Raw genomic sequence first — 20,202 nt, forward strand, 5'->3', positions numbered from 1 at the left:
AAAAGGGAAAATGGTTACGCAATTGGAAAAAAAGTGCGAGAGATTTTTTCGTAAATTCATTTAAAATCATAACCATGTTATCCAAAACAATGCAGGATGCCCTTAATAAGCAGGTGCAAATGGAAGCAGAGTCTTCACAGGCCTATCTGGCAATGGCCTCCTGGGCAGATATCCAACCCGGTTTACAGGGTGTGGCCGCATTTTTCTATAAACAATCCGATGAAGAGCGGGTACACATGCTTAAACTGATAGCATTTATTAATGAGCGTGGTGGATTTGGCGTGGTGCCTGCATTGGAACAACCCATCCTTACATTCGTAAGCCTGCAAACTGCATTTGCAGAATTCCTTAAACATGAACTTAAAGTGAGCGATAGTATAAATGATATTGTTCACCAGTCGCTTTCTGAAAAAGACTATGCTACACATAACTTCCTCCAATGGTATGTAACTGAACAAATGGAAGAAGAACGTATGGCAAGAACTTTGAATGAAAAACTTGAACTGATAGGAGCCGATAAGAGTGGACTTTATCTCTTTGACAGGGATATTATGGCATATAGGGGTCCGCAGGGTGGAGGGCACTAGATCAATCATGAGCCTTCTAGCGCAATAGCAACTCGCAGGGCTTTATTCCCGTATGCTTTTTAAAGGCTGTAGAAAAATGGGAAATGGATGAATAACCGAGCATCATGGAAACCTCGGTTACACTCAACCCTTTTTCATAAAGAAGGTAGCGGGCATGTTCCATGCGCTGGCTCTGGTAGAAATCAAATACCGTAGTACCATACAACTCCTTGAAACCTTTTTTGAGGTAACATTCATTAATAGCAACTTTTCGGCTCAATTCCTTAATTGTGATGGGTTCACCAATATGTTGAAGGAGGATCTCACGGGCCTTTTCGATCTTTTCGCGGTCAGATTCATTAGCGAGGAACTTACAGGTAAACGCCATCTCCTCTTTCTCCCCAATCATGCACTCGAGGCTGTAAAGTAACAGCATCTGCATTTGTGCATTCAGGAAGATATTCTCCATGGATCCTGAATAATTGTGGTTTAATAGCGCTTCCAGTACAGTTCGCGTTTTACCACATAAGGTCAGCGTTTTAGAGAAAGAAGATGCATGCCTGAAATGAACAATTTCGTCGGGCATCGATTTCATCTTCCCCCCATTTATGAACTGCGAAAGATGAGTGGGCGAGAACAGGAAACTCAAAACATCCACACTGGGTGATTTCTGCTCGCAACTATTCGAAAGGCTGAACCTGCAATTGTCGCATTCAATTTCCTTTTGCCGGCAATAAGTATTACCGGAAATGCAGAAACGAAGTTCCAGGTAATTCTCCTTACTGTTTTTTTCTACCCGGTGATAAACCAGCATTCCCATATCATCAACCTCAAATTGGGATTGCCGGCGATAACGGTGAATCGTATATTGTACCGAACCCGGAATCTGCTGTTCCCGATACTGCAGTAATTCGAGCTCGTTGAACATAACCGGCGCCTTTCGGGCCAGCGATAATATATCAGGTGCCTGGTGCATGGACGGCAAAAGTACACTTTATGCCTCAATCAGCGGGGCACCATTGACCAGCACTACTGTCATTTAACCGTAATTTCTTAGGCAGATCGTCCCTATTCACCGAAGGGCCTTGAATAGCCCTTATAAACCCCAAAACTCAGCTCAAATCCACTCAGATTCAGCTCCGTCTCCCCTTTTTTCGTACATTTGTAAATAGTCCTTTTTAAACCAAATAAGCGATCTACAGTAGCATATATGAGCACAGAATTGCAGGAAACAAAAGAAAAGACAATTCCCACCCAAGGCGGTTATGAAGCAGATAGTATCCAGGTCCTGGAGGGACTGGAAGCGGTAAGAAAACGCCCGGCGATGTATATCGGCGATATCGGCGTTAAGGGCCTGCACCACCTGGTTTATGAAGTTGTTGACAACTCTATTGATGAGGCCCTGGCTGGTTATTGCAAAAACATTATTGTCAATATCCACGAAGACAATTCCATTTCGGTTCAGGATGATGGCAGGGGTATCCCTACCGCCATGCACACAAAAGAGAAAAGAAGTGCACTTGAAGTGGTTATGACTGTTCTGCATGCAGGTGGAAAATTTGATAAGAATACCTATAAGGTTTCCGGGGGACTACATGGTGTGGGGGTAAGTTGTGTGAACGCGCTTTCCAGCAAATTGCTGGTAACAGTTCAACGCGAAGGAAAAATATTTGAACAGGAATACTCTATTGGCGTTCCTAAATATGCTGTTCGAGAAATTGGTACATCTGAGGAAACCGGCACCCGCGTTCACTTCTGGCCCGACATGTCAATCTTCACGGTAAGTGAATATAACCGGGAGATCCTGGAAGGTCGTTTGCGTGAGCTTGCTTTTCTTAACCGTCGTATCAATATTATTTTAACTGACCTCCGCGAACTCGATGAAGAAGGAAAGCCCTATTCCAAAACATTTTATAGTGAAGGTGGAATTGTAGAGTTCGTCGAAATGCTTGATGCAAATGCCAACCGCACACCACTTATCGCCAAAACATTATATGTTGATGGCTATGACCAGGGCTCGCATGTGGCGGTAGAGGTAGCGTTGAGCTACAATAATGATTTCAAGGAACACATCTTCAGCTACGTAAACAATATCAATACCATTGAAGGCGGTACCCATGTAACCGGCTTCAGAAGGGCGCTTACCCGTGTGTTTAAAAACTATGGTGATAAGGAAGGTCTGTTTGAAAAAGCCAAAGTAGAAGTTGAAGGTGATGACTTCCGGGAAGGCCTGAGCGCTATCATTTCCGTAAAGGTTCCTGAACCTCAGTTTGAGGGACAAACAAAGACCAAACTCGGGAACAGCGAAGTAAGTGGCGTAGTGGAAACCACCGTCAGCAGGGCTTTGGAAGCATACCTTGAAGAAAACCCTAAAGAAGCAAAGAACGTTATTTCCAAGGTGGTCCTTGCAGCACAGGCACGTGTAGCCGCCAAGAAAGCAAGGGAAATGGTTCAGCGGAAAACTGTTCTGAGCGGTGGTGGACTGCCCGGTAAACTTGCAGACTGCTCTGAAAGGGATGCGGAAAAATGTGAACTTTACCTGGTAGAGGGAGACTCGGCCGGTGGTACTGCCAAGCAAGGCCGTGATCGAAACTTCCAGGCTATCCTTCCTCTCCGTGGAAAGATCCTCAACGTTGAAAAAGCACTTGAGCATAAGATCTACGAAAACGAAGAGATCCGTAATATGTATACCGCCCTTGGTGTTACGGTTGGTACCCCTGAAGATCCCAAAGCTTTAAACATAACCAAACTCCGTTACCACAAACTTATCATCATGACCGATGCGGATGTGGACGGATCACATATCGCAACACTGATCCTTACATTCATATACCGTTATATGAAAGAGATGGTGGAACAGGGATATGTATATATCGCACAGCCGCCTCTCTACCTTGTTAAGAAGGGTAAAGACCAGGCCTATGCATGGGGTGAGGATGACCGTAAGGAATGGGTCGCTAAACTTGGTGGGGGAAAAGATGACAGTGTAAACGTTCAACGCTATAAGGGCCTTGGTGAGATGAATGCAACACAGCTTTGGGAAACCACCATGAATCCGGCAACAAGAACATTGAAAAGAGTAACAATAGAAAGTGCCGCTGAAGCCGATATGGTCTTCAGTATGCTTATGGGTGATGAAGTTGCACCACGCCGGCAGTTCATTGAAAGTCACGCCAAATATGCCAAAATCGATATATAAATAAATTTTTGACGATTTCAGGGTATTGAATTCGCCTGTTTTGAGATTTTTTGGCTAGCTTGTATGCCAGCTAATATTAATATTTATTCACTAACCATAAAAACAATTCGTTATGGCTGATATCAAACTGACCGCATATAATGTGAAAACAAAAGAAAAGGGTGTTGAAATAAAAGATGCGGTGATCACTAAAACCGCACGTGGCGGTTACATGGCCCAGGGTAATGATGGCAAAGGCAATAAACTCACAACCATGTTGGGCGAGGAAAAAGCTCTTGCTGCAATCAAAGCTGGTATTGCCAAACAAGGCTGGTAATAATTTTATATTCAATTGAATAAGAAACATCATTCCCTTTAGGAGGAATGATGTTTTTTTATGTTACCCTCTAAGACTGTCAGACTGCTTGAAAAAACTAATCCTCCTGCTGCTCATTCTGTCACTGGCTACTTCCGGGATGACACAATCTGTGGTGGATAGTCCCTATCATATCAATGGTGCAGCTTTCAAGGAAAATTGCAACTGTTATACCCTCACACCCGCGCAAAATACAAGGTCTGGCTCGGTATGGAATATTAATAAGATCAACCTTAATGAACCGTTTGAATTCAGTTTTGATGTAAACCTGGGATGCACCGATGCAAATGGAGCAGATGGTATTGTTTTCGTATTGCAGCCTATCAGTACCAATGTTGGTACGACCGGCGAGGGACTTGGTTTTGAAGGCATACGACCGTCAATAGGTATTGCGCTTGATACCTGGCAGAACACTAACCTTAATGATCCTGCCTATGACCATATCAGCATTCAACGTGATGGCGATAACAACCATTTAAGTTCTAATAACCTGGATGGACCAGTGCCTGTTTCTGCCCTAAGTGAAAATATAGAAGACTGCAAATGGCATGTATTGAAAATCCGGTGGAACGCCAATACAAAGGTGCTAACAACTTATATTGATGAGGTACTCCGCGTTTCCGATACCATTGACCTGGTTCGTAATGTTTTCAACAATGATCCCATGGTTTTCTGGGGCTTCACAGGGGCAACCGGTGGCGCTACAAACCACCAGCGGTTCTGTACTTCGCTTACAGCCAACTTCAATCAGGCTCCTACCGAAGAAACTTGCTTTCCTCAAACCATTGAGTTCGTTGACCTCTCCACCTCTTTCGGCACCATCGTTCAGTGGCATTGGGATTTTGGTGACGGCACAACTTCTAACCTCCGTAATCCTCCCCCTCACACGTATGCGCAACCGGGAAATTATACTGTATCATCAACTGTTCTTGGCAATAATGGCTGTTGGTCAGACACTACAAAAAAGCTGATCACAATTGGCTCAATCCCAGTTGCTGATTTCCTTGTTCCTGACACTATCTGCGGATCAGTAAACTTTCAACCTCTCGATCGCTCCTCAGTTGAGTTTGGAACTATTTCTGAATGGGATTGGATTATCAATGGAGTTAAGCATTCCGGTAATATTCCACCACTGCAAAATATCAGCGGCCAATCTTCGGTTGATATAAGCCTTTCAGTTAAAACGAAAGAAGGATGCATTTCTGAAGTAACTACAAAAACCATCAAATTATTGCCACAGCCCGAAATTGAGATCACTCCCCTAAGTAACTCCTGCATTGGAGAAACCCTTCAACTGACAGCCAGCAGCGGAACTCCTGGCAATCCCATACAATCCTGGAATTGGTCCCCCGCATCAACTACCCCTGGAGATGCAAATTATTCCTTTAAGCCAAGTTTGCCGGGTGAGTATATTATCACGGTTAAAGGAATTGGAGTTAATGGTTGCGCCAGTATACCTGTGGACCATATAGCATCCTTCTTTAGCACCAATGCATTTGCCGGAAATGATACACTGGTTGCCGATAACCAACCTCTTCAATTGAATGCATCAGGCGGGGTATTATATTCCTGGTCGCCAGCCACCGGATTATCTGACCCAAATATCCCCGATCCGGTTGCTACACTCACCCGCGAAACAAATTATGTACTGACAGCGTACACCCCTGCAGGATGTGCTACTACAGATACCATCAATATCAAAGTATATAAAGGGCCTGAAATATATATTCCCAATGCATTCTCACCAAACAGTGACGGACACAATGACCGTTTCCGATATCTCGCCGTGGGTATGCGAAAAATGAATTACTTCCGTGTTTTTAACAGAGTGGGACAAAAAATCTTCGATGGGCTGGGATTCACTGGATGGGATGGTACAATTAATGGTATTGACCAGCCTGCAGGCAATTATACTTTTGTTGTTAGCGGGGAAGACTTCAATGGTAAGCAAATAGTAAAAAAAGGCAACTTCATCCTCATCCGTTAGATAATTCCGGATTCCTTAAATTTACAAGACCATCAATAAGCAACAAAACATGAAAATTATTTTCCTTACTGCGGCGAGCATTCTTGCCTTCACAACCATCAGTAATGCCCAGCAAAAAGGCGATCCCAAAGCAACCGAAGTATGGACGCCTGTTCCACCCATGGTGGATCCCGGCAATATGCATCATGCCCCTTCAGATGCCATAATTTTATTTGATGGGAAAAACCTTAATGAATGGGTAAGTGCCAGAAATGGCGGTGCTCCGGGATGGTCTGTTGACAATGGAATACTCACAGTAAAAGGAGGTACAGGGGATATCAAAACCAAACAGGTTTTTGAAGATTGCCAGCTGCATATCGAATGGCGCACACCTGCTAAAGTTGAAAGTGAAGGCCAGGGCCGCGGAAATAGTGGAATATTTTTTATGGAGAATTATGAATTGCAGGTTCTCGACAATTATAAGAATGTGACCTATTCTAACGGTCAGGCAGGAAGCATTTATAAGCAACATATTCCGCTAGTGAATGCAAGCAAAGCGCCCGGTGAATGGCAGACCTATGATGTGATATTTACTGCGCCACGCTTTAACGATGACGGAAGCCTTAAATCTGCTGCGCGTATCACAGTATTGCACAATAATGTTCTTGTACAGAATAATGTGGAGCTCAAGGGACGTACTGAATATATCGGTGCCCCAAGCTATAAAAAACATGGCCCTCTAAGCATCCAGCTCCAGGATCACGGTAACCCCGTTAGTTTCCGGAATATCTGGTTGCGCAAATTGTAACAGGTATCTGACACATGTAAAGGGGATGTTCGGACAACAACAGGTTAAGTCAGCAATTGCCTAGCACTATATCTTCTTCGCCCCGAAATAATCCCAAAGCACCTCCGGGAGATCAATTCCGTCTTCGGTCTGATTATTTTCCAAAAGTGCAGCAACAATACGTGGAAGCGCCATGGAACTGCCATTGAGGGAATGCACCAATTGCATTTTGCCGGTAGAATCCTTAAAACGGATCTTCATCCTGTTGGTCTGGTAATTTTCAAAATTGGAAACGGAACTCACTTCCAGCCATTTCTCCTGGGCTGCGCTATACACTTCAAAATCATAGGTGAGTGCTGAAGTGAAACTCATATCGCCGCCGCATAACCGAAGAATTCGATAAGGAAGTCCGAGACTAATTATAAGCTTCTCCACATGTAATACCATCTCCTCCAGAACATCATAACTTTTATCAGGATGTACCAGCTGTACCAGCTCCACTTTATCGAATTGGTGCAGCCTGTTCAATCCCCTTACATCTTTTCCATAACTACCAGCCTCACGACGGAAACAGGGAGTATAGGCCGTCATCATGATGGGCAGCTCAGATTCTTTCACGATCTCGTCGCGATAAATATTTGTAACCGGAACTTCGGCAGTTGGAATAAGATAAAAATTATCTGCCACGGCATGATACATCTGACCCTCCTTATCTGGCAATTGGCCAGTTCCGTATGCAGAGGCTTCATTCACCATATGCGGTGGCATTACTTCAAGGTATCCCTCGCTGGTATTGAAATCAAGAAAATAACTGATCAGGGCCCGTTGCAATTTGGCACCTTTACCTTTATATACAGGGAAGCCGCTACCGGTTATTTTATTTCCCAATTCAAAATCGATGAGGTCATATTTTTTTACCAGGTCCCAATGCGGAACAGCACCAGCGGGTAAAACCGGCGTTTCACCACCTTCACGAACCACTTCATTATCAGCAGGTGTACGTCCGGCGGGAACCTGCACCGACGGCAGGTTAGGCAATTGTACCAGGATATCATTAATGGATCGCTCTATACCATCCAGCTCAGAAACATCATCCATACGTCCTTTGATAGCGGCAACTTCAGCTTTCAGCGACTCAGCTTCGGCCTTCTTTCCCTCCCGCATTAACAGACCAATATCTTTTGAAGCAGCATTCACCTTACCCTGGAGTTCGTCGCGTTCAAACTGAAGTTTGCGGCGACGCTCATCAAGTTGTAACAATTCATCCACCAATTCAGGCTGACCGAAATGCTTCACCGCCAGTCTTTCCTTCACCAGTTCCACATGCTGGCGGATAAAATTCACCTGTAACATCTTTAATATTTTGGCGCAAAGATAAGCGGACCAAGCGGTTATCTTTGCAGCATGAATCTACAAGATGATCTGCAAGTACGTTGGTGGAACCTCGAGGCGAAAATGATGGAGCGTTTCAGCAAGAAACCCGATATGGAAACAATTTTATTCCTGGTCGGTATCCAGGAATTTGGGGATATAAGAGAAAAATTCACAAAAGAACAAAAACAGGATCTGATGCATATTGCCGTGTGCTCACTGCTTTCCCAAAGTGGATACTACGAACTGGAAAAACTCGATGAAGATGGCTGGCCTCATTTCCGGCAACTAAAGGCCCTCCCAGAACTGGATCCGATTGCCCAGGAGAATTTTCTGAAAGATCATGTTTTATTGTATTTTGACCAGACTGGATTCTAAATACATATGAAATATTATATCTTATCTTTTCTGCTAACGATTAGCCTGTTGGCCTGCAGCCCAAGACTTTCTGAAAAGCTCAGCGCTTCAGATTATCACAAGGATGTTCTGCTTCAAACATCCAAGGGCGATATAAGGCTCAGACTCAACGACGCCACACCCCTCCACCGTGATAACTTTCTCCGCCTTGTGAAGAGCGGATTCTATGACAGCATCCAGTTTCACCGGGTTATAAACCAGTTCATGATTCAGGCCGGCAATCCTGCCACAAGACCCGATTCAGCCCGGGCTCCAAAACCAGGGCCTCTCATCGCAGCAGAGTTTCGACCTGAATTGTTCCACCGCAAAGGAGCCCTTGCCGCTGCCCGTACTGGAGATGATGTCAATCCATCCAAAGCAAGCAGCTCTAGCCAGTTTTATATTGTACAGGGCCGCACATTTACTGATGCAGCACTTGATTCTGTAGAAACCCACCGGCTTAAGGGTCGTAAAATACCAGCCTTACACCGTGATGTATATAAGACTATTGGTGGCGCGCCTCACCTCGACCAGAACTACACCATTTTCGGGGAGGTGTTAGAGGGATTGCCTGTAGTAGATTCTATTGCATCCGTTCCAACAACCGGTACAGGAAAAGGTGACCGTCCATTAAATCCCGTCTATATAAAAAAGGCGAGACTCGTTAAACGACTTTAATCTACCCATCTGACATCCGTCATGACAGATGTCAGACGCATCGGTTTCACCTTTTTCCCCCATATTTGCAATACAAAATTTCACCTCATGAATATTCCTGATTCTTTACGCTACACCAAAGACCACGAATGGGTTAAACTGGATGGAAATACCGCTACAATCGGCATCACGGATTTTGCCCAGGGCGAACTTGGCGATATCGTTTATGTAGAAATCGAAACAGTTGGCAAAACACTCGATGCTGATGCTGTTTTCGGAACAGTTGAAGCGGTAAAGACAGTGTCTGATCTATTCCTCCCTGTATCAGGAACCATCAATGAAGTGAATCCCGCACTGGCCGGAACTCCTGAACTGGTAAACTCAGATCCTTATGGTGAGGGCTGGATGATAAAAATGACGGTTAACAATCCCGCTGATGTTGAAGGCTTGCTCGATGCTGCCGGTTACCAGCAAATGGTTGGTTAAACTACCCGACAAAAAGACTGATTGTCAACTACGCTCACATACCAGGAACCGGAACTGATCGCTTTGCTTAAACAGCAGGATGAAACAGGATTCCGGTATCTGTATGATAATTACTCCGCAGCCTTAAATGGTATCATTCTGCAGATAATTCCCGACCAGGAACAAGCAAGCGATGTATTGCAGGAAGTGTTTGTGAATATCTGGCGACGGATAGATAGTTATGATTCATCTAAAGGGCGGCTCTTCACCTGGATGCTGAATATCGCCAGGAATGCAGCGATTGACATGACCCGCTCAAAGGCATTTCAGAATAGTCAGAAAAACCGCGAACTCGATAACGACGTACATACAAAGCCTGATGGCAGTCTGAGCATCCAGGTTGACAATATTGGGCTTTCCAAAATGATTGGACAGCTGAAGGAAGAGCACCGGGTACTTATTGACCTGGCTTACCTCAAAGGTTATACGCATGAAGAAATTGCAGGAATGCTTGGAATACCCCTTGGAACTGTAAAGACAAGGATCCGTGCCGCCCTGCTGCAATTAAGAAAAACATTGACGTGAACGTGCAGGAATACATATCAAGTGGCAGCATTGAAAGCTGTATCCTCGGACTCGCCGACCCGGCTGAGCAGCAGGAGTTTGAGCGCATGCGTCTTGAACACCCTGAGGTACGTGCAGCCGCAGATGCTTTTGAAGCCAGCCTGGAAGCTGCTGCCATGGCTGGTGCCGTTGCGCCTCCTCCTGCCCTCCGCGAAACTGTTTTTAAATCCTTATATGAAAATGACAGCCTGAACAAACCATCACTTCAATCAGATCCGTCACCAATCCCAACTATTCCAGCTTATAAAAACGAAGCAGCAGGCTGGAAAAAATATCTTGCAGCTGCATCCATTATATTACTGGCAGGAAGTGCCGCACTCAATGTTTACCTCTATAACAGGTATAAAAATTCAGACACACTTTATAATGACCTCCTGGCGCAGCAACAACAATTGGCCAATAATAACCAGTCCCTTCAAACCCAACTCAGCACTGCAGAGCAAGACCTGCTCATCATCCGCGATCCAAACATGAAGATGGTCGTTATGGCCGATGTCAACAAAACCAATAGCCGCGGAACTATCTACTGGGATAATAATTCCAAAGATGTATTCCTGATGGTAAATAATCTTCCGAAGCCAGCACCTGGGCAACAATACCAACTCTGGGCTATTGTAGATGGTAAGCCCGTTGATGCCGGCATGGTAGCCCTGGATAAGGAAAATGGCCTGCACCGCATGAAGAATATTCCCCGCGCTGAAGCTTTTGCAATCACCCTTGAAAAAGCCGGTGGAAGTGAAAGCCCTACCCTCACAGCAATGTATGTTCTGGGAAAGATATAATTTGCGCCAATGTTTTTGAGACTATTCCGCTCTCCCTTCCCTTTCTTCGGTTGGTTCCTGTTGATGAATGTATTGCTCCTCATGCCCGATCAGAAACTGGAGACCAAAGCCCTTATTGAGATCCCCAACCTGGATAAAGCCATCCATTTCTTCATTTATTTCCTGTTGGTTTTTCTAGGGATAATGTATTTGAAGCTAAAAGGCAGGGAAGGAACTGAATGGCTGCTACTGATAATTGCCATGGCACATGGCCTACAGATCGAATTTCTTCAAAAGATACCCTCTGTAAATCGTGATTTCTCCTGGTTCGACTTTCTATTCGACTGCCTCGGGGCTGCCGTAGGCTTTTTATCAGCCAGATACTCTTTTAAAAAGTTTTTAGCTACTAAACGTGTAAAATAATCCCCCTTTTTATTTCCCATATTCTACAATCCGTATATAGAATCCTTGCGATAATGGAATTATATTCTTTTTGAAAATTAATGACCAAATAGAAATATGGATAATAAAGATTGGATGAAAATCGCTCTGGAAGCTTAATTTACGCCAAAAGAAAGGCCCCTGTGGAAACAGGGGCCGTAACCAAAACTAACTGCTTATGAGAAAATTGACTGCTTATGTGAGAAGTCAAAAAATTAAATCATGTTTGAACTACTTATATAACGCAAATCCATTGCCAATAGTGTGATGCTAAAAGTTAAATAACTTTAAAATCTACCTTTCCAAGCTTATACACTCAATGAACTTCTGAACAACAAAGGTAATGGAACACAACCCTTATGAACAATAGTAAGATAGTGAATTCTAAAATAATTAACAAGTAAAATCCGCTGCAGTACTGGATTTTTTTTGGATTCCAGCAAAGCCGTAGGATAAGCGCAATCCGTGGGTAAAACCTGTAAGTGTTATTTTTACACTTATAAAACAGAAAACAAAGATGGCCCCTCACAAACCTTTGATTTTTACCGTAATAATTTTTCTAATGTATTGACTTTACTGCTGGTTGGTCATCTTCTCTGCATTTTCTGCAAACTGGAGCTGGTCAATGAACTCTTGGATCTCCCCATTAAGAATAGCATCAAGGTTATAAGCTGTGTAATTGATCCGGTGATCGGTTACCCGGCCCTGAGGGAAATTGTAAGTCCTGATCTTTGCGCTCCGGTCACCCGAACTTACCAGACTCTTCCTGTGACGGGAAATCTCCTCCTCCTGTTTGCGAACCTGCTCCTCATATAGTTTTGTCCGCATCATATGCATGGCTTTCTCCCGGTTAGCCAGCTGCGTTCTCTCCGTCTGACAAATTACCACTGTGCCGGTAGGGATATGGGTCAGCATTACCTTTGTTTCCACCTTATTTACGTTTTGTCCACCCGCTCCACCACTTCTAGAGGTTTCCATCTTCACATCGGCATCCCTTAAGTCAAAATCCAGCTCTTCCGCCTCAGGCATTACGGCCACCGTTGCCGCGGAAGTGTGCACTCTTCCACTTGCCTCAGTAGCTGGAACCCGCTGCACCCGGTGAACCCCACTTTCAAACTTGAGAGTTCCATAAACATCATCGCCGATTACTTCCACGTTCACTTCCTTATACCCTCCAACGGTGCCCTCACTTTCACTTAGGATGGCAGTTTTCCACCCCTTACTATTGCAGTAACGCAGGTACATATTCAGGAGGGTGCCAGCAAATAGTGAAGCTTCATCACCTCCGGTTCCCGCCCTTATCTCGAGAATGGCATTTTTTTCATCCTGCGGATCTTTCGGGATCAGCATCTGGCGGATGGCAGATTCAAGGTTCTCTTCACGCTCCTCCAGTACAGGAAGTTCCTCTTTGGCAAGCTCCCGCAGTTCATCATCATCCCCATTCAGCGCCTCACGGTACGTTACCAGGTCGGCAAGAACAGTCTTATATGCTTCATACTCCTTTACGATCTTCTCCAGGTTGCGATATTCCTTGCTCAGAGCGCTGAACTGTTTATTATCGCTAACGATTGCCGGGTTCGTCAAAGCAACACCCAGCTCGTCAAATCTTGCCTTGATCGCTTCCAGTTTGTCTAACATAGTTCCTGTATTTTTATGGCCCTTCCCAAAAGGATGGCAAAATTAACTCAATTAACCGCATGGGCTACCGAAAATTCAAGGCCGATCAGCTTTTTACCGGAAATGGTTTTGCTCCTCGCGGCTCAGTGCTGGTAACTGATGAAAAGGGATTGATTGAGGCCATCATTCCGCAAGAGGAAGCCGGATCCGATATCAAAGAGTTGAAAGGCATATTAAGCCCTGGCTTTATCAACTGCCATTGTCACCTGGAGCTCAGTCATTTAAAGGGAGTTGTTCCACCCGGCACAGGCATGGTTCCCTTCCTGCTGGCCATCATGTCACAAAGGAATAACCATCCCCACCAAATTGCAGATGCTATTGCTAAAGCGGAAGCAGAGATGCTCTCTACCGGAATTGTAGCGGTTGGCGATATCTGTAACACTGATCATACATTGAGTCAGAAATTAAAAGGGGGAATGTTTTACCGCAATTTTATTGAGGTAAGCGGATTTACAGGCGCCGCGGCAGGAGGCCGATTTCAAAATGCAAAAGCTTTGTTGGAGGCCTTTACACCAACAGGCCCCTCTGCAATGGTACCACATGCACCCTATTCTGTATCTCACGAATTATTTGAATTGGTGGCAGAACAATCGGCAGGGCAGATCATCACTATGCATAACCAGGAAAGCGAGGCAGAAAATGAATTCTTTAAAAGCGGAAACTCTGAAATGAGAAAGCTCTATGAGTACATTGGTGTTGACCTTTCTTTTTTTAGTCCTCCCGGTTCCAGCAGTCTTCAGGCGGTACTGCCATGGCTGACCCGCGCCGCCTCAACCATCCTCGTGCACAATGTATTGACCAGTCAGGCAGACATTGATTCACTGGTTAAAAAGGGATTGATGAACAGAACTATATTCTGTCTCTGCCCAAATGCAAATCAATATATCAATGGCTCATTACCACCGGTTGAACTTTTTCTTGAAAATAATGCAGAAATAGTTTTAGGTACTGACAGCCTCGCATCAAACCACCAGTTAAGCATATACGAAGAAATAAAAACCATATTAAAAGGCTTTCCACAGCTCACTCTTGAAACCGCTTTACAATGGGCAACAATCAATGGAGCAAGGGCGCTCGGTATAGAAGATCGTTATGGGAGCTTTGAAAAAGGGAAGCAACCGGGATTGGTTCAGATCTATGAAGAAACCAAACCACTTAAGATGTAAGAGGTAAGAGGTAAGATTTAGGAACCAATTACTTCTTGTAAAACTGCCAGAGATCGAAGGTGGCCGAACTCAGGAACATGCAGCACATAATAAGCCTCAAAAGATTGTAATAATTTTCTCCGAACTGTCACCGGAAGTTTTATGTCCTCCAGTTCATAAGGTTGCATCACCCTTAGTAACTGCGCTGTTACAGCACTATAATCTCCTTCAAGGTAATTTTGATGTGCTGGTAACTGGTTTACAAAAAGCCCTTCCTGCAAATCGAGGATATTCAACGTTTCGCAATGCTCATCAGGTATCCGGAAGCCGAAAAAATTGGCAAGGTGCAATGCAAAAAATAATGGGTAATTGGCCACAACAGCAGCATTCGCTTTATCCAGATGAATCATGGCATCTTCTGTGAAATAAAAAAGATCGGGATTAGGCTCAGGTTGCCTCAGGCATTTTTGTACCAGTTCCATCATATACATGGCAACTGCCCCCTTGAAAATATCATAGAATATATGTTCATACAGAACTGACCATTGATACTCCTTAATTCTTTGAAGATTCCTTAGCTCATTGTGGTAGACCACCATATCAAGAATGGCCCCGGGCTGAAAAAGATTTGCCCTTATATTGCCTTTTTTAGAAGCCGCTCTCACCCCATTCACCAGGTAGCTTTGTACACCAAATAACTCAGTAAATATGGAAACGATCACACTGGTTTCTCCATACTTAACAGTTCTTAATACAATTCCCCTGGTGTTGAAATTCATGGTCAGCGTTGAATGAATATGATCCTGGTAAGTACTTGTTGCGCCCGGTTTTCACTACTTGCAAGTACCAGGTAAACTCCTGTAGAAATTTTTCTTCCGTTTAGGTCCCTTCCATTCCAGGTATATTGAGTACCCAATGCCTTTCCCTGTTGTACAAGACGTCCATTTAGTTCAGTAATCTTTACAACAGCATTGGCAGGAACTCCCCGTATAGCTATAGTTCCGTTATATCCTGGTGGAACCGGATTTGGATATACCAAAACATCTGATCCCGATGCCTGCGCACCTGTAACATCGCTTTTATATGAGCACAACCCATTTGCTGTTGCAAATAGAACAGTTCCATCACGATGATCGATAGTTATAGACTTTATATCATTATCCGGAAGCGGACTGTTTGAAGTAGTGAAACGTTGGATTGTCTTTTCTCCATCAGCACTTATAAGCCATACACCATTTCGTGTGCCTATCCATTTTCTATTGGCTCCATCCACCGCAATTGCCTGCACAGATTCTCCCTTGAAAAGAAATCCGGCAAAATTATCTGACTGAACTACTGGTATCAATGCCTCACAGCCCTGGCTCGAAAATACCTCCGCCGTGCATTGTATGATAGCGATACCATCTGCAGTACCTACCCAGATAAAACCGAAATCATCAAGGGCAATACTAAGAACTTCATTTGAAGGAAGATTTCCATTGCCCGAACCCGCACGGTAATATCTCCATTGGTCATCGCCGGTATTATCAATGGTTAGTCCGTGATTAAAACATAACAGCCCATTGCCACCCGGTGAAATTATCCACTTCTGGTTATGCTCATCCAACAGGATACGCCCTACAGTATCACCATTCAATGTGAATGGCACTTTAAATTTACGATAGGTGGCATCGGGATATCTCATCACCAATTGGTTTTCAACTCCGCTATTACTGATCCACAAATTATTATCTGCATCTGCTGCCAGTCCGGTTACCCGGTAAGACAGTGGATCATTTTTATCAGGCGATATTAAAGGCTCCTTAATTATAGTGAATTGTTCACCATTTCGAAAAATAAGACCCCCTCTTTCTGTCCCAGCCCACAACCTTTCCGCCCGATCTTTTATTACAGGCGTTATGGCACCTGTATTTGTAGGTAGCGTTTGTCCGTCCGCGTTATAATTCGTCCAATTCCCTTCATAAAACCGGTCCATTCCATTGATCCTGCCCATCCACCATTCTCCCCCGTTAGCATAGATTTCACCTGAGGGAATTCCTTGCGGGGAGTTGGGTATGATTGAAGTGGTAAGCCCATCCTTATATTCAAGTAATCCAACTTTTGAATCTGCTATCCAGATAGTACTACCAATTATAAGCGCATCACGCGGATCAGTTAGCAATTCCCCTTCAGCTATTGTTTGAAGGATACCATTTTTATCAAGAAGAATTACCCTTGCCCTTCCACTTTTCTGTTGACTGATTATGAACTTTCCTTCTGAATAATTGACCGCATTCCATGACCAGTCATCCGTATAAATTTGTCGAGAAGAATAGTTCTCAGACATATAAAGGTTTGGCCCATGCTGAACATAAAGTATACCATCTATTACAAATACGCGCTCTGCTGAACCGCCTGGTAACCCACCGGTTCCCGAGAGCATTTCCCAATTCCGGTAATCAGCCTGGTTAATTCCCTGCCTAAGAGTACGTTTAAGTCCGGCTGTGGTTGCAGCATAATAATATTTTTCATCAGAAGCAGTAGCATTTACTTTCGTGTATACTCCCCCGTTACGTATGACCCAGGTGTCTCCTATTTCATTTTTTTTAATGTTCAAGACTACCACTGCAAAACCTGTTGATAAAAGAACGCGATCTCCATCACTGCTTATATGGTAGATAGTTTTGTCACCATTAATGGGAGCCCTCGCAAGGGCATTCATATTGGTGATACCACCTTTTCTGAGAATATCAATATTGCTGTTATTATAGGCTATTACCAACTCTTCCCGGGTATTTCCGAAAATTGCAGAGATCCCGGTTTCACTTAGTCCACTTACCTTGCTATAACGTTCGATCATCTCCTTGGATGCATCCACACTAAAAAGGGCATAGGGGGTAGCCACAAAAAGTTTATCTGCATTCGAAGTTAAGGCGATGGCGTTCCCAAAGGGAAAGTGCTCCTGCCACCTTCCTATCGGCTGGCAAAACAGCTGCGGAACGAGCAAAAAAAGGAATGAAACACAAAAGAGAAAGAAACGCATATACCCCAAAGTTAACGGCTTGGGGTGGTGATTTATCAGGTGCTTAGCGCTAAAATGGTTTTCTTTGCGGGCAATTATCAGCTAAATAGCAATAGCATGTGGCAACAATTAGGATCCATCGTTCTGAAATACCGAATCGCATTATTGGTAATCCTGCTGGCGGCAACAGCATATATGGGATTCCATGCCAGCAAAGTGCAGATGAGCTATGAATTTACCAGAGCCATTCCTGTTGATAATCCAAAATACCTCGCCTACCAGGAATTCAGGAAACAGTTTGGGGAAGATGGAAGCATGCTGGTAGTGGGTGTGCAGACGGATAAAATATTCATGGAATCTGTTTTCAATGATTACCGTCAGTTGCAACTTGACCTTAAGAAAATTGAGGGAGTAGAAGACATTCTCAGTATTCCGGGGGCCGTAACACTCTCTAAAAATGACAGCACAGAGAAATTGGTGGCAGAAAAGATCTTTGCTGATGGCAACCTTCCTCAGGGCGCCATTGATAGTTCGGTGGCAAAATTCAGGAACCTTCCCTTTTATAAGGGCCTACTCTATAATGAAGCCTCCAATGCCTATTTGATGGCTGTACGCATCAATAAAGATGTACTGGCATCACCGCGCCGAACAAAAGTGGTATCTAATATCCTTGAGCAAACTGATGCATTCGGCCGTAAACACCAGATCAGCATACATTATAGCGGACTACCGCTGATACGCACCCAGATGGCAGACAGGATAGCGAAAGAAATGCGCTGGTTACTGATCGGTTCGCTCACATTATCTGCCCTCATTTTGCTGGCTTTTTTCAGAAGCATCAGCGCCATGCTGATTTCTCTGGGAGTGGTGATCATGGGAGTGATTTGGAGCGTTGGCACCATTGAATTATTAAATTACAAGATCACCCTCCTTACTGCATTAATTCCTCCCCTCATTGTAGTTATCGGGATACCCAACTGTATTTACTTTCTAAACAAATACCATGTTGCATGGAACGAAATTGGTATTAAAAATGAGGCCATCCGCACCATGGTGGCCAAAATGGGCATAGTAACTCTTTTTTGCAATATTGCTGCGGCCATTGGTTTTGCGGTGTTCGCACTTACCAAAAGCGCAATACTCCAGGAGTTCGGGGTAGTGGCGGGATTAAACATAATGGTGATTTTCTTTATCTCATTTATTTTTATTCCGGTAGTGCTAAGTTTTCTGCCTTCCCCTAAAACCCGACATACAAGGTATCTCGATAATAAATGGCTGCTGGCAGTTCTTGACAAACTTGAAATATGGAGCCTGAACCATCGAAGATTAATTTATGGACTAACAGCCCTTATCACCGTTTTAGCTATTCTTGGAATGTTCCGCATTCGTTCGGAGGGGTTCATTGTTGACGACCTGCCCAAAACCGACCGGATATATACTGACCTTAAATTCTTTGAAGAGCATTTCAAAGGGGTAATGCCACTGGAAATTGTTGTAGATACCAAACAGAAGAATGGTATCAGGAAGAATACCCTTCAGACCCTGGAAAATATTGATTCATTATCGGCCTATATTACTGCCCAACCAGAAATGAGCCGCCCTCTTTCCATCGTGGAAGGAATGAAATTCGCTAAACAGGCATACTATGATGGTGATAGCAGCAACTACCAACTTCCGAATAGTTTTGATATCGCCTTTCTTGCACCCTACCTTAACATGAAAGGGGGAGACAATGATAATAACCAATTGGGGAAACTTGTCAATTCATTCATGGATGAGGATAAGCGGCAGACCCGCATCAGTGTAAACATGAAAGATGTTGGCAGTAAACGATTACCTGAAATCCTCGGACAAATTGAAAAGAAAACCCAACAGTTATTTGATACCAGCGATTATAAAATAACGCTCACGGGAGGAAGTATTACTTTTCTAGAAGGAAGCACATTCATAATAAATGGATTAAAAGAGAGTATTTTCTGGGCCTTTCTCCTCATCGCTCTCTGCATGCTTTATCTTTTTCGATCACTGAGAATATTACTCTGCTCGCTCATTCCTAATATCATTCCCCTGCTTATTACGGCTGGCGTTATGGGCTGGGCTGGAATTGCACTAAAGCCATCCACGGTGCTGATTTTCAGTGTTGCGTTAGGAATTGCAATTGACATAACTATCAGATTTTTAGTTAATTATAAGCAGGAACAGAGATCTCATAAGGATCAAAAGCAGGTAGTTATCGAAACCATTCACTCAACCGGTATCAGTATCATTTATACCTCTATGGTATTGATTGCCGGATTTGTGATATTCTGTTTCAGCGGTTTCGGAGGAACACAATCCCTGGGATGGCTAACTTCACTTACACTGGTAATAGCAACCGTCACTAATCTTGTTCTCCTGCCAGCACTGCTGATCAATTTCTCAAGTAAAAAACAACCAAAAAACTAACCAACCTGACCAGGGCGGTATGGTAATAACCAATAAGGTTAAGCGCTATGGTATCAGGGCAAACCTTGAACATAAAGTGAGCTAGTGGTAAAAGATCAGTAATAATATTACTCTTTCACGCACTGAGGACAACGATCAGAATACAGGTACAAATGCATTATCAGGAGCAGTTGCCAACTCAATGAGAGCACTACCAAAGGTACGTATCTGAAATCCTGATCTTCCACAGTTTGGGGGATATAATATAACTCCAAACGGTGCTGCACCTGGCCAGGATGCCAACCTTCGTTCTATCGAGAACAACTACACTAATATTGGTTTTGTTGTTGCTAATAATCAGTTCAAT

The 20,202-nt window shown here is 43.9% G+C and carries 18 protein-coding genes; 13 read left to right on the top strand and 5 right to left on the bottom strand.

Features of this window, described 5'->3' with window-relative positions; genetic code table 11:
• Positions 1-74: 74 nt before the first annotated feature.
• Positions 75-587 carry a ferritin gene (locus HY58_RS14505; protein ID WP_039133480.1) on the top strand — a complete coding sequence of 171 codons (513 nt, stop codon included), beginning with the start codon at positions 75-77 and terminating at the stop codon, positions 585-587.
• 16 nt (positions 588-603) lie between these two features.
• On the opposite strand, the gene HY58_RS14510 is transcribed toward HY58_RS14505, so the two are convergent.
• Complete coding sequence (locus HY58_RS14510) at positions 604-1,542, bottom strand: AraC family transcriptional regulator (RefSeq protein WP_039133483.1); 939 nt, start codon at positions 1,540-1,542, stop codon at positions 604-606.
• A 234-nt stretch (positions 1,543-1,776) separates the two neighbouring features.
• Between HY58_RS14510 and gyrB the strand changes: the two genes are divergently transcribed.
• From gyrB to HY58_RS14530, 4 genes are all read left to right on the top strand, one after another.
• Positions 1,777-3,765, top strand: a complete 1,989-nt coding sequence (gene gyrB, locus HY58_RS14515) for a DNA topoisomerase (ATP-hydrolyzing) subunit B (protein WP_039133486.1) — start codon at positions 1,777-1,779, stop codon at positions 3,763-3,765.
• A 112-nt stretch (positions 3,766-3,877) separates the two neighbouring features.
• Positions 3,878-4,081, top strand: a complete 204-nt coding sequence (locus HY58_RS14520; RefSeq protein ID WP_039133489.1) for a hypothetical protein — start codon at positions 3,878-3,880, stop codon at positions 4,079-4,081.
• 88 nt (positions 4,082-4,169) lie between these two features.
• Complete coding sequence (locus HY58_RS14525) at positions 4,170-6,107, top strand: T9SS C-terminal target domain-containing protein (protein ID WP_039133492.1); 1,938 nt, start codon at positions 4,170-4,172, stop codon at positions 6,105-6,107.
• Positions 6,108-6,156: 49 nt separating this feature from the next.
• On the top strand, positions 6,157-6,894 hold the full coding sequence (locus tag HY58_RS14530; RefSeq protein ID WP_039133494.1) for a DUF1080 domain-containing protein: 738 nt from the start codon (positions 6,157-6,159) through the stop codon (positions 6,892-6,894).
• A 66-nt stretch (positions 6,895-6,960) separates the two neighbouring features.
• Here HY58_RS14530 and serS read toward each other — a convergent pair whose 3' ends face one another.
• Positions 6,961-8,226 (bottom strand): serine--tRNA ligase, encoded by a 1,266-nt coding sequence (gene serS / locus HY58_RS14535; RefSeq protein ID WP_039133499.1) that lies wholly within the window; start codon positions 8,224-8,226, stop codon positions 6,961-6,963.
• 51 nt (positions 8,227-8,277) lie between these two features.
• On the opposite strand from serS, the gene HY58_RS14540 reads away from it, so the two are divergent.
• From HY58_RS14540 to HY58_RS14565, 6 genes are all read left to right on the top strand, one after another.
• Positions 8,278-8,622: a hypothetical protein gene (locus HY58_RS14540; protein ID WP_039133502.1), complete on the top strand. Its 345-nt coding sequence runs from the start codon at positions 8,278-8,280 to the stop codon at positions 8,620-8,622.
• A gap of 6 nt (positions 8,623-8,628) precedes the next feature.
• Positions 8,629-9,318, top strand: a complete 690-nt coding sequence (locus HY58_RS14545) for a peptidylprolyl isomerase (protein ID WP_039133505.1) — start codon at positions 8,629-8,631, stop codon at positions 9,316-9,318.
• Between the two features lie 87 nt (positions 9,319-9,405).
• The gene (gene gcvH, locus HY58_RS14550; RefSeq protein ID WP_039133508.1) at positions 9,406-9,783 is read left to right on the top strand and encodes a glycine cleavage system protein GcvH; all 378 of its coding nucleotides are present in this window, start codon (positions 9,406-9,408) and stop codon (positions 9,781-9,783) included.
• Positions 9,784-9,804: 21 nt separating this feature from the next.
• Positions 9,805-10,347, top strand: coding sequence for an RNA polymerase sigma factor (locus HY58_RS14555; protein WP_039133511.1), 543 nt, complete (start codon positions 9,805-9,807; stop codon positions 10,345-10,347).
• The gene (locus HY58_RS14560; RefSeq protein ID WP_156123708.1) at positions 10,344-11,168 is read left to right on the top strand and encodes an anti-sigma factor domain-containing protein; all 825 of its coding nucleotides are present in this window, start codon (positions 10,344-10,346) and stop codon (positions 11,166-11,168) included. Before HY58_RS14555 ends, HY58_RS14560 begins: the two co-directional genes overlap by 4 nt.
• 9 nt (positions 11,169-11,177) lie before the next feature.
• Positions 11,178-11,570, top strand: coding sequence for a VanZ family protein (locus tag HY58_RS14565; RefSeq protein WP_039133517.1), 393 nt, complete (start codon positions 11,178-11,180; stop codon positions 11,568-11,570).
• Between the two features lie 591 nt (positions 11,571-12,161).
• On the opposite strand, the gene prfA is transcribed toward HY58_RS14565, so the two are convergent.
• Complete coding sequence (prfA, locus tag HY58_RS14570) at positions 12,162-13,226, bottom strand: peptide chain release factor 1 (protein WP_039133520.1); 1,065 nt, start codon at positions 13,224-13,226, stop codon at positions 12,162-12,164.
• 59 nt (positions 13,227-13,285) lie between these two features.
• On the opposite strand from prfA, the gene HY58_RS14575 reads away from it, so the two are divergent.
• Entirely contained in the window at positions 13,286-14,431 is a 1,146-nt protein-coding gene (locus HY58_RS14575) for an amidohydrolase family protein (RefSeq protein ID WP_039133523.1), read from the top strand.
• Between the two features lie 17 nt (positions 14,432-14,448).
• Here the strand turns inward: HY58_RS14575 and recO are convergent, their stop codons facing one another.
• Complete coding sequence (gene recO / locus HY58_RS14580) at positions 14,449-15,189, bottom strand: DNA repair protein RecO (RefSeq protein ID WP_039133526.1); 741 nt, start codon at positions 15,187-15,189, stop codon at positions 14,449-14,451.
• Positions 15,190-15,191: 2 nt separating this feature from the next.
• The gene (locus tag HY58_RS14585; protein WP_039133529.1) at positions 15,192-17,432 is read right to left on the bottom strand and encodes a two-component regulator propeller domain-containing protein; all 2,241 of its coding nucleotides are present in this window, start codon (positions 17,430-17,432) and stop codon (positions 15,192-15,194) included.
• 96 nt (positions 17,433-17,528) lie between these two features.
• Between HY58_RS14585 and HY58_RS14590 the strand changes: the two genes are divergently transcribed.
• Positions 17,529-19,856 carry an RND family transporter gene (locus HY58_RS14590; RefSeq protein WP_039133532.1) on the top strand — a complete coding sequence of 776 codons (2,328 nt, stop codon included), beginning with the start codon at positions 17,529-17,531 and terminating at the stop codon, positions 19,854-19,856.
• The last annotated feature ends 346 nt before the right edge of the window (positions 19,857-20,202 follow it).

Origin of the sequence: Flavihumibacter sp. ZG627, assembly GCF_000814325.1 — a bacterium.
Taxonomy (GTDB): Bacteria; Bacteroidota; Bacteroidia; order Chitinophagales; family Chitinophagaceae; genus Flavihumibacter.

Excerpts from the sequence above, each read along its gene's own strand:
- HY58_RS14505 (WP_039133480.1), top strand. The coding sequence starts at position 75 with ATGTTATCCAAAACAATGCAGGATGCCCTTAATAAGCAGGTGCAAATG.
- HY58_RS14510 (WP_039133483.1), bottom strand. The coding sequence starts at position 1,542 with ATGCACCAGGCACCTGATATATTATCGCTGGCCCGAAAGGCGCCGGTT.
- gyrB (WP_039133486.1), top strand. The coding sequence starts at position 1,777 with ATGAGCACAGAATTGCAGGAAACAAAAGAAAAGACAATTCCCACCCAA.
- HY58_RS14520 (WP_039133489.1), top strand. The coding sequence starts at position 3,878 with ATGGCTGATATCAAACTGACCGCATATAATGTGAAAACAAAAGAAAAG.
- HY58_RS14530 (WP_039133494.1), top strand. The coding sequence starts at position 6,157 with ATGAAAATTATTTTCCTTACTGCGGCGAGCATTCTTGCCTTCACAACC.
- serS (WP_039133499.1), bottom strand. The coding sequence starts at position 8,226 with ATGTTACAGGTGAATTTTATCCGCCAGCATGTGGAACTGGTGAAGGAA.
- HY58_RS14540 (WP_039133502.1), top strand. The coding sequence starts at position 8,278 with ATGAATCTACAAGATGATCTGCAAGTACGTTGGTGGAACCTCGAGGCG.
- HY58_RS14545 (WP_039133505.1), top strand. The coding sequence starts at position 8,629 with ATGAAATATTATATCTTATCTTTTCTGCTAACGATTAGCCTGTTGGCC.
- gcvH (WP_039133508.1), top strand. The coding sequence starts at position 9,406 with ATGAATATTCCTGATTCTTTACGCTACACCAAAGACCACGAATGGGTT.
- HY58_RS14565 (WP_039133517.1), top strand. The coding sequence starts at position 11,178 with ATGTTTTTGAGACTATTCCGCTCTCCCTTCCCTTTCTTCGGTTGGTTC.
- prfA (WP_039133520.1), bottom strand. The coding sequence starts at position 13,226 with ATGTTAGACAAACTGGAAGCGATCAAGGCAAGATTTGACGAGCTGGGT.
- HY58_RS14575 (WP_039133523.1), top strand. The coding sequence starts at position 13,286 with ATGGGCTACCGAAAATTCAAGGCCGATCAGCTTTTTACCGGAAATGGT.
- recO (WP_039133526.1), bottom strand. The coding sequence starts at position 15,189 with ATGAATTTCAACACCAGGGGAATTGTATTAAGAACTGTTAAGTATGGA.
- HY58_RS14585 (WP_039133529.1), bottom strand. The coding sequence starts at position 17,432 with ATGCGTTTCTTTCTCTTTTGTGTTTCATTCCTTTTTTTGCTCGTTCCG.
- HY58_RS14590 (WP_039133532.1), top strand. The coding sequence starts at position 17,529 with ATGTGGCAACAATTAGGATCCATCGTTCTGAAATACCGAATCGCATTA.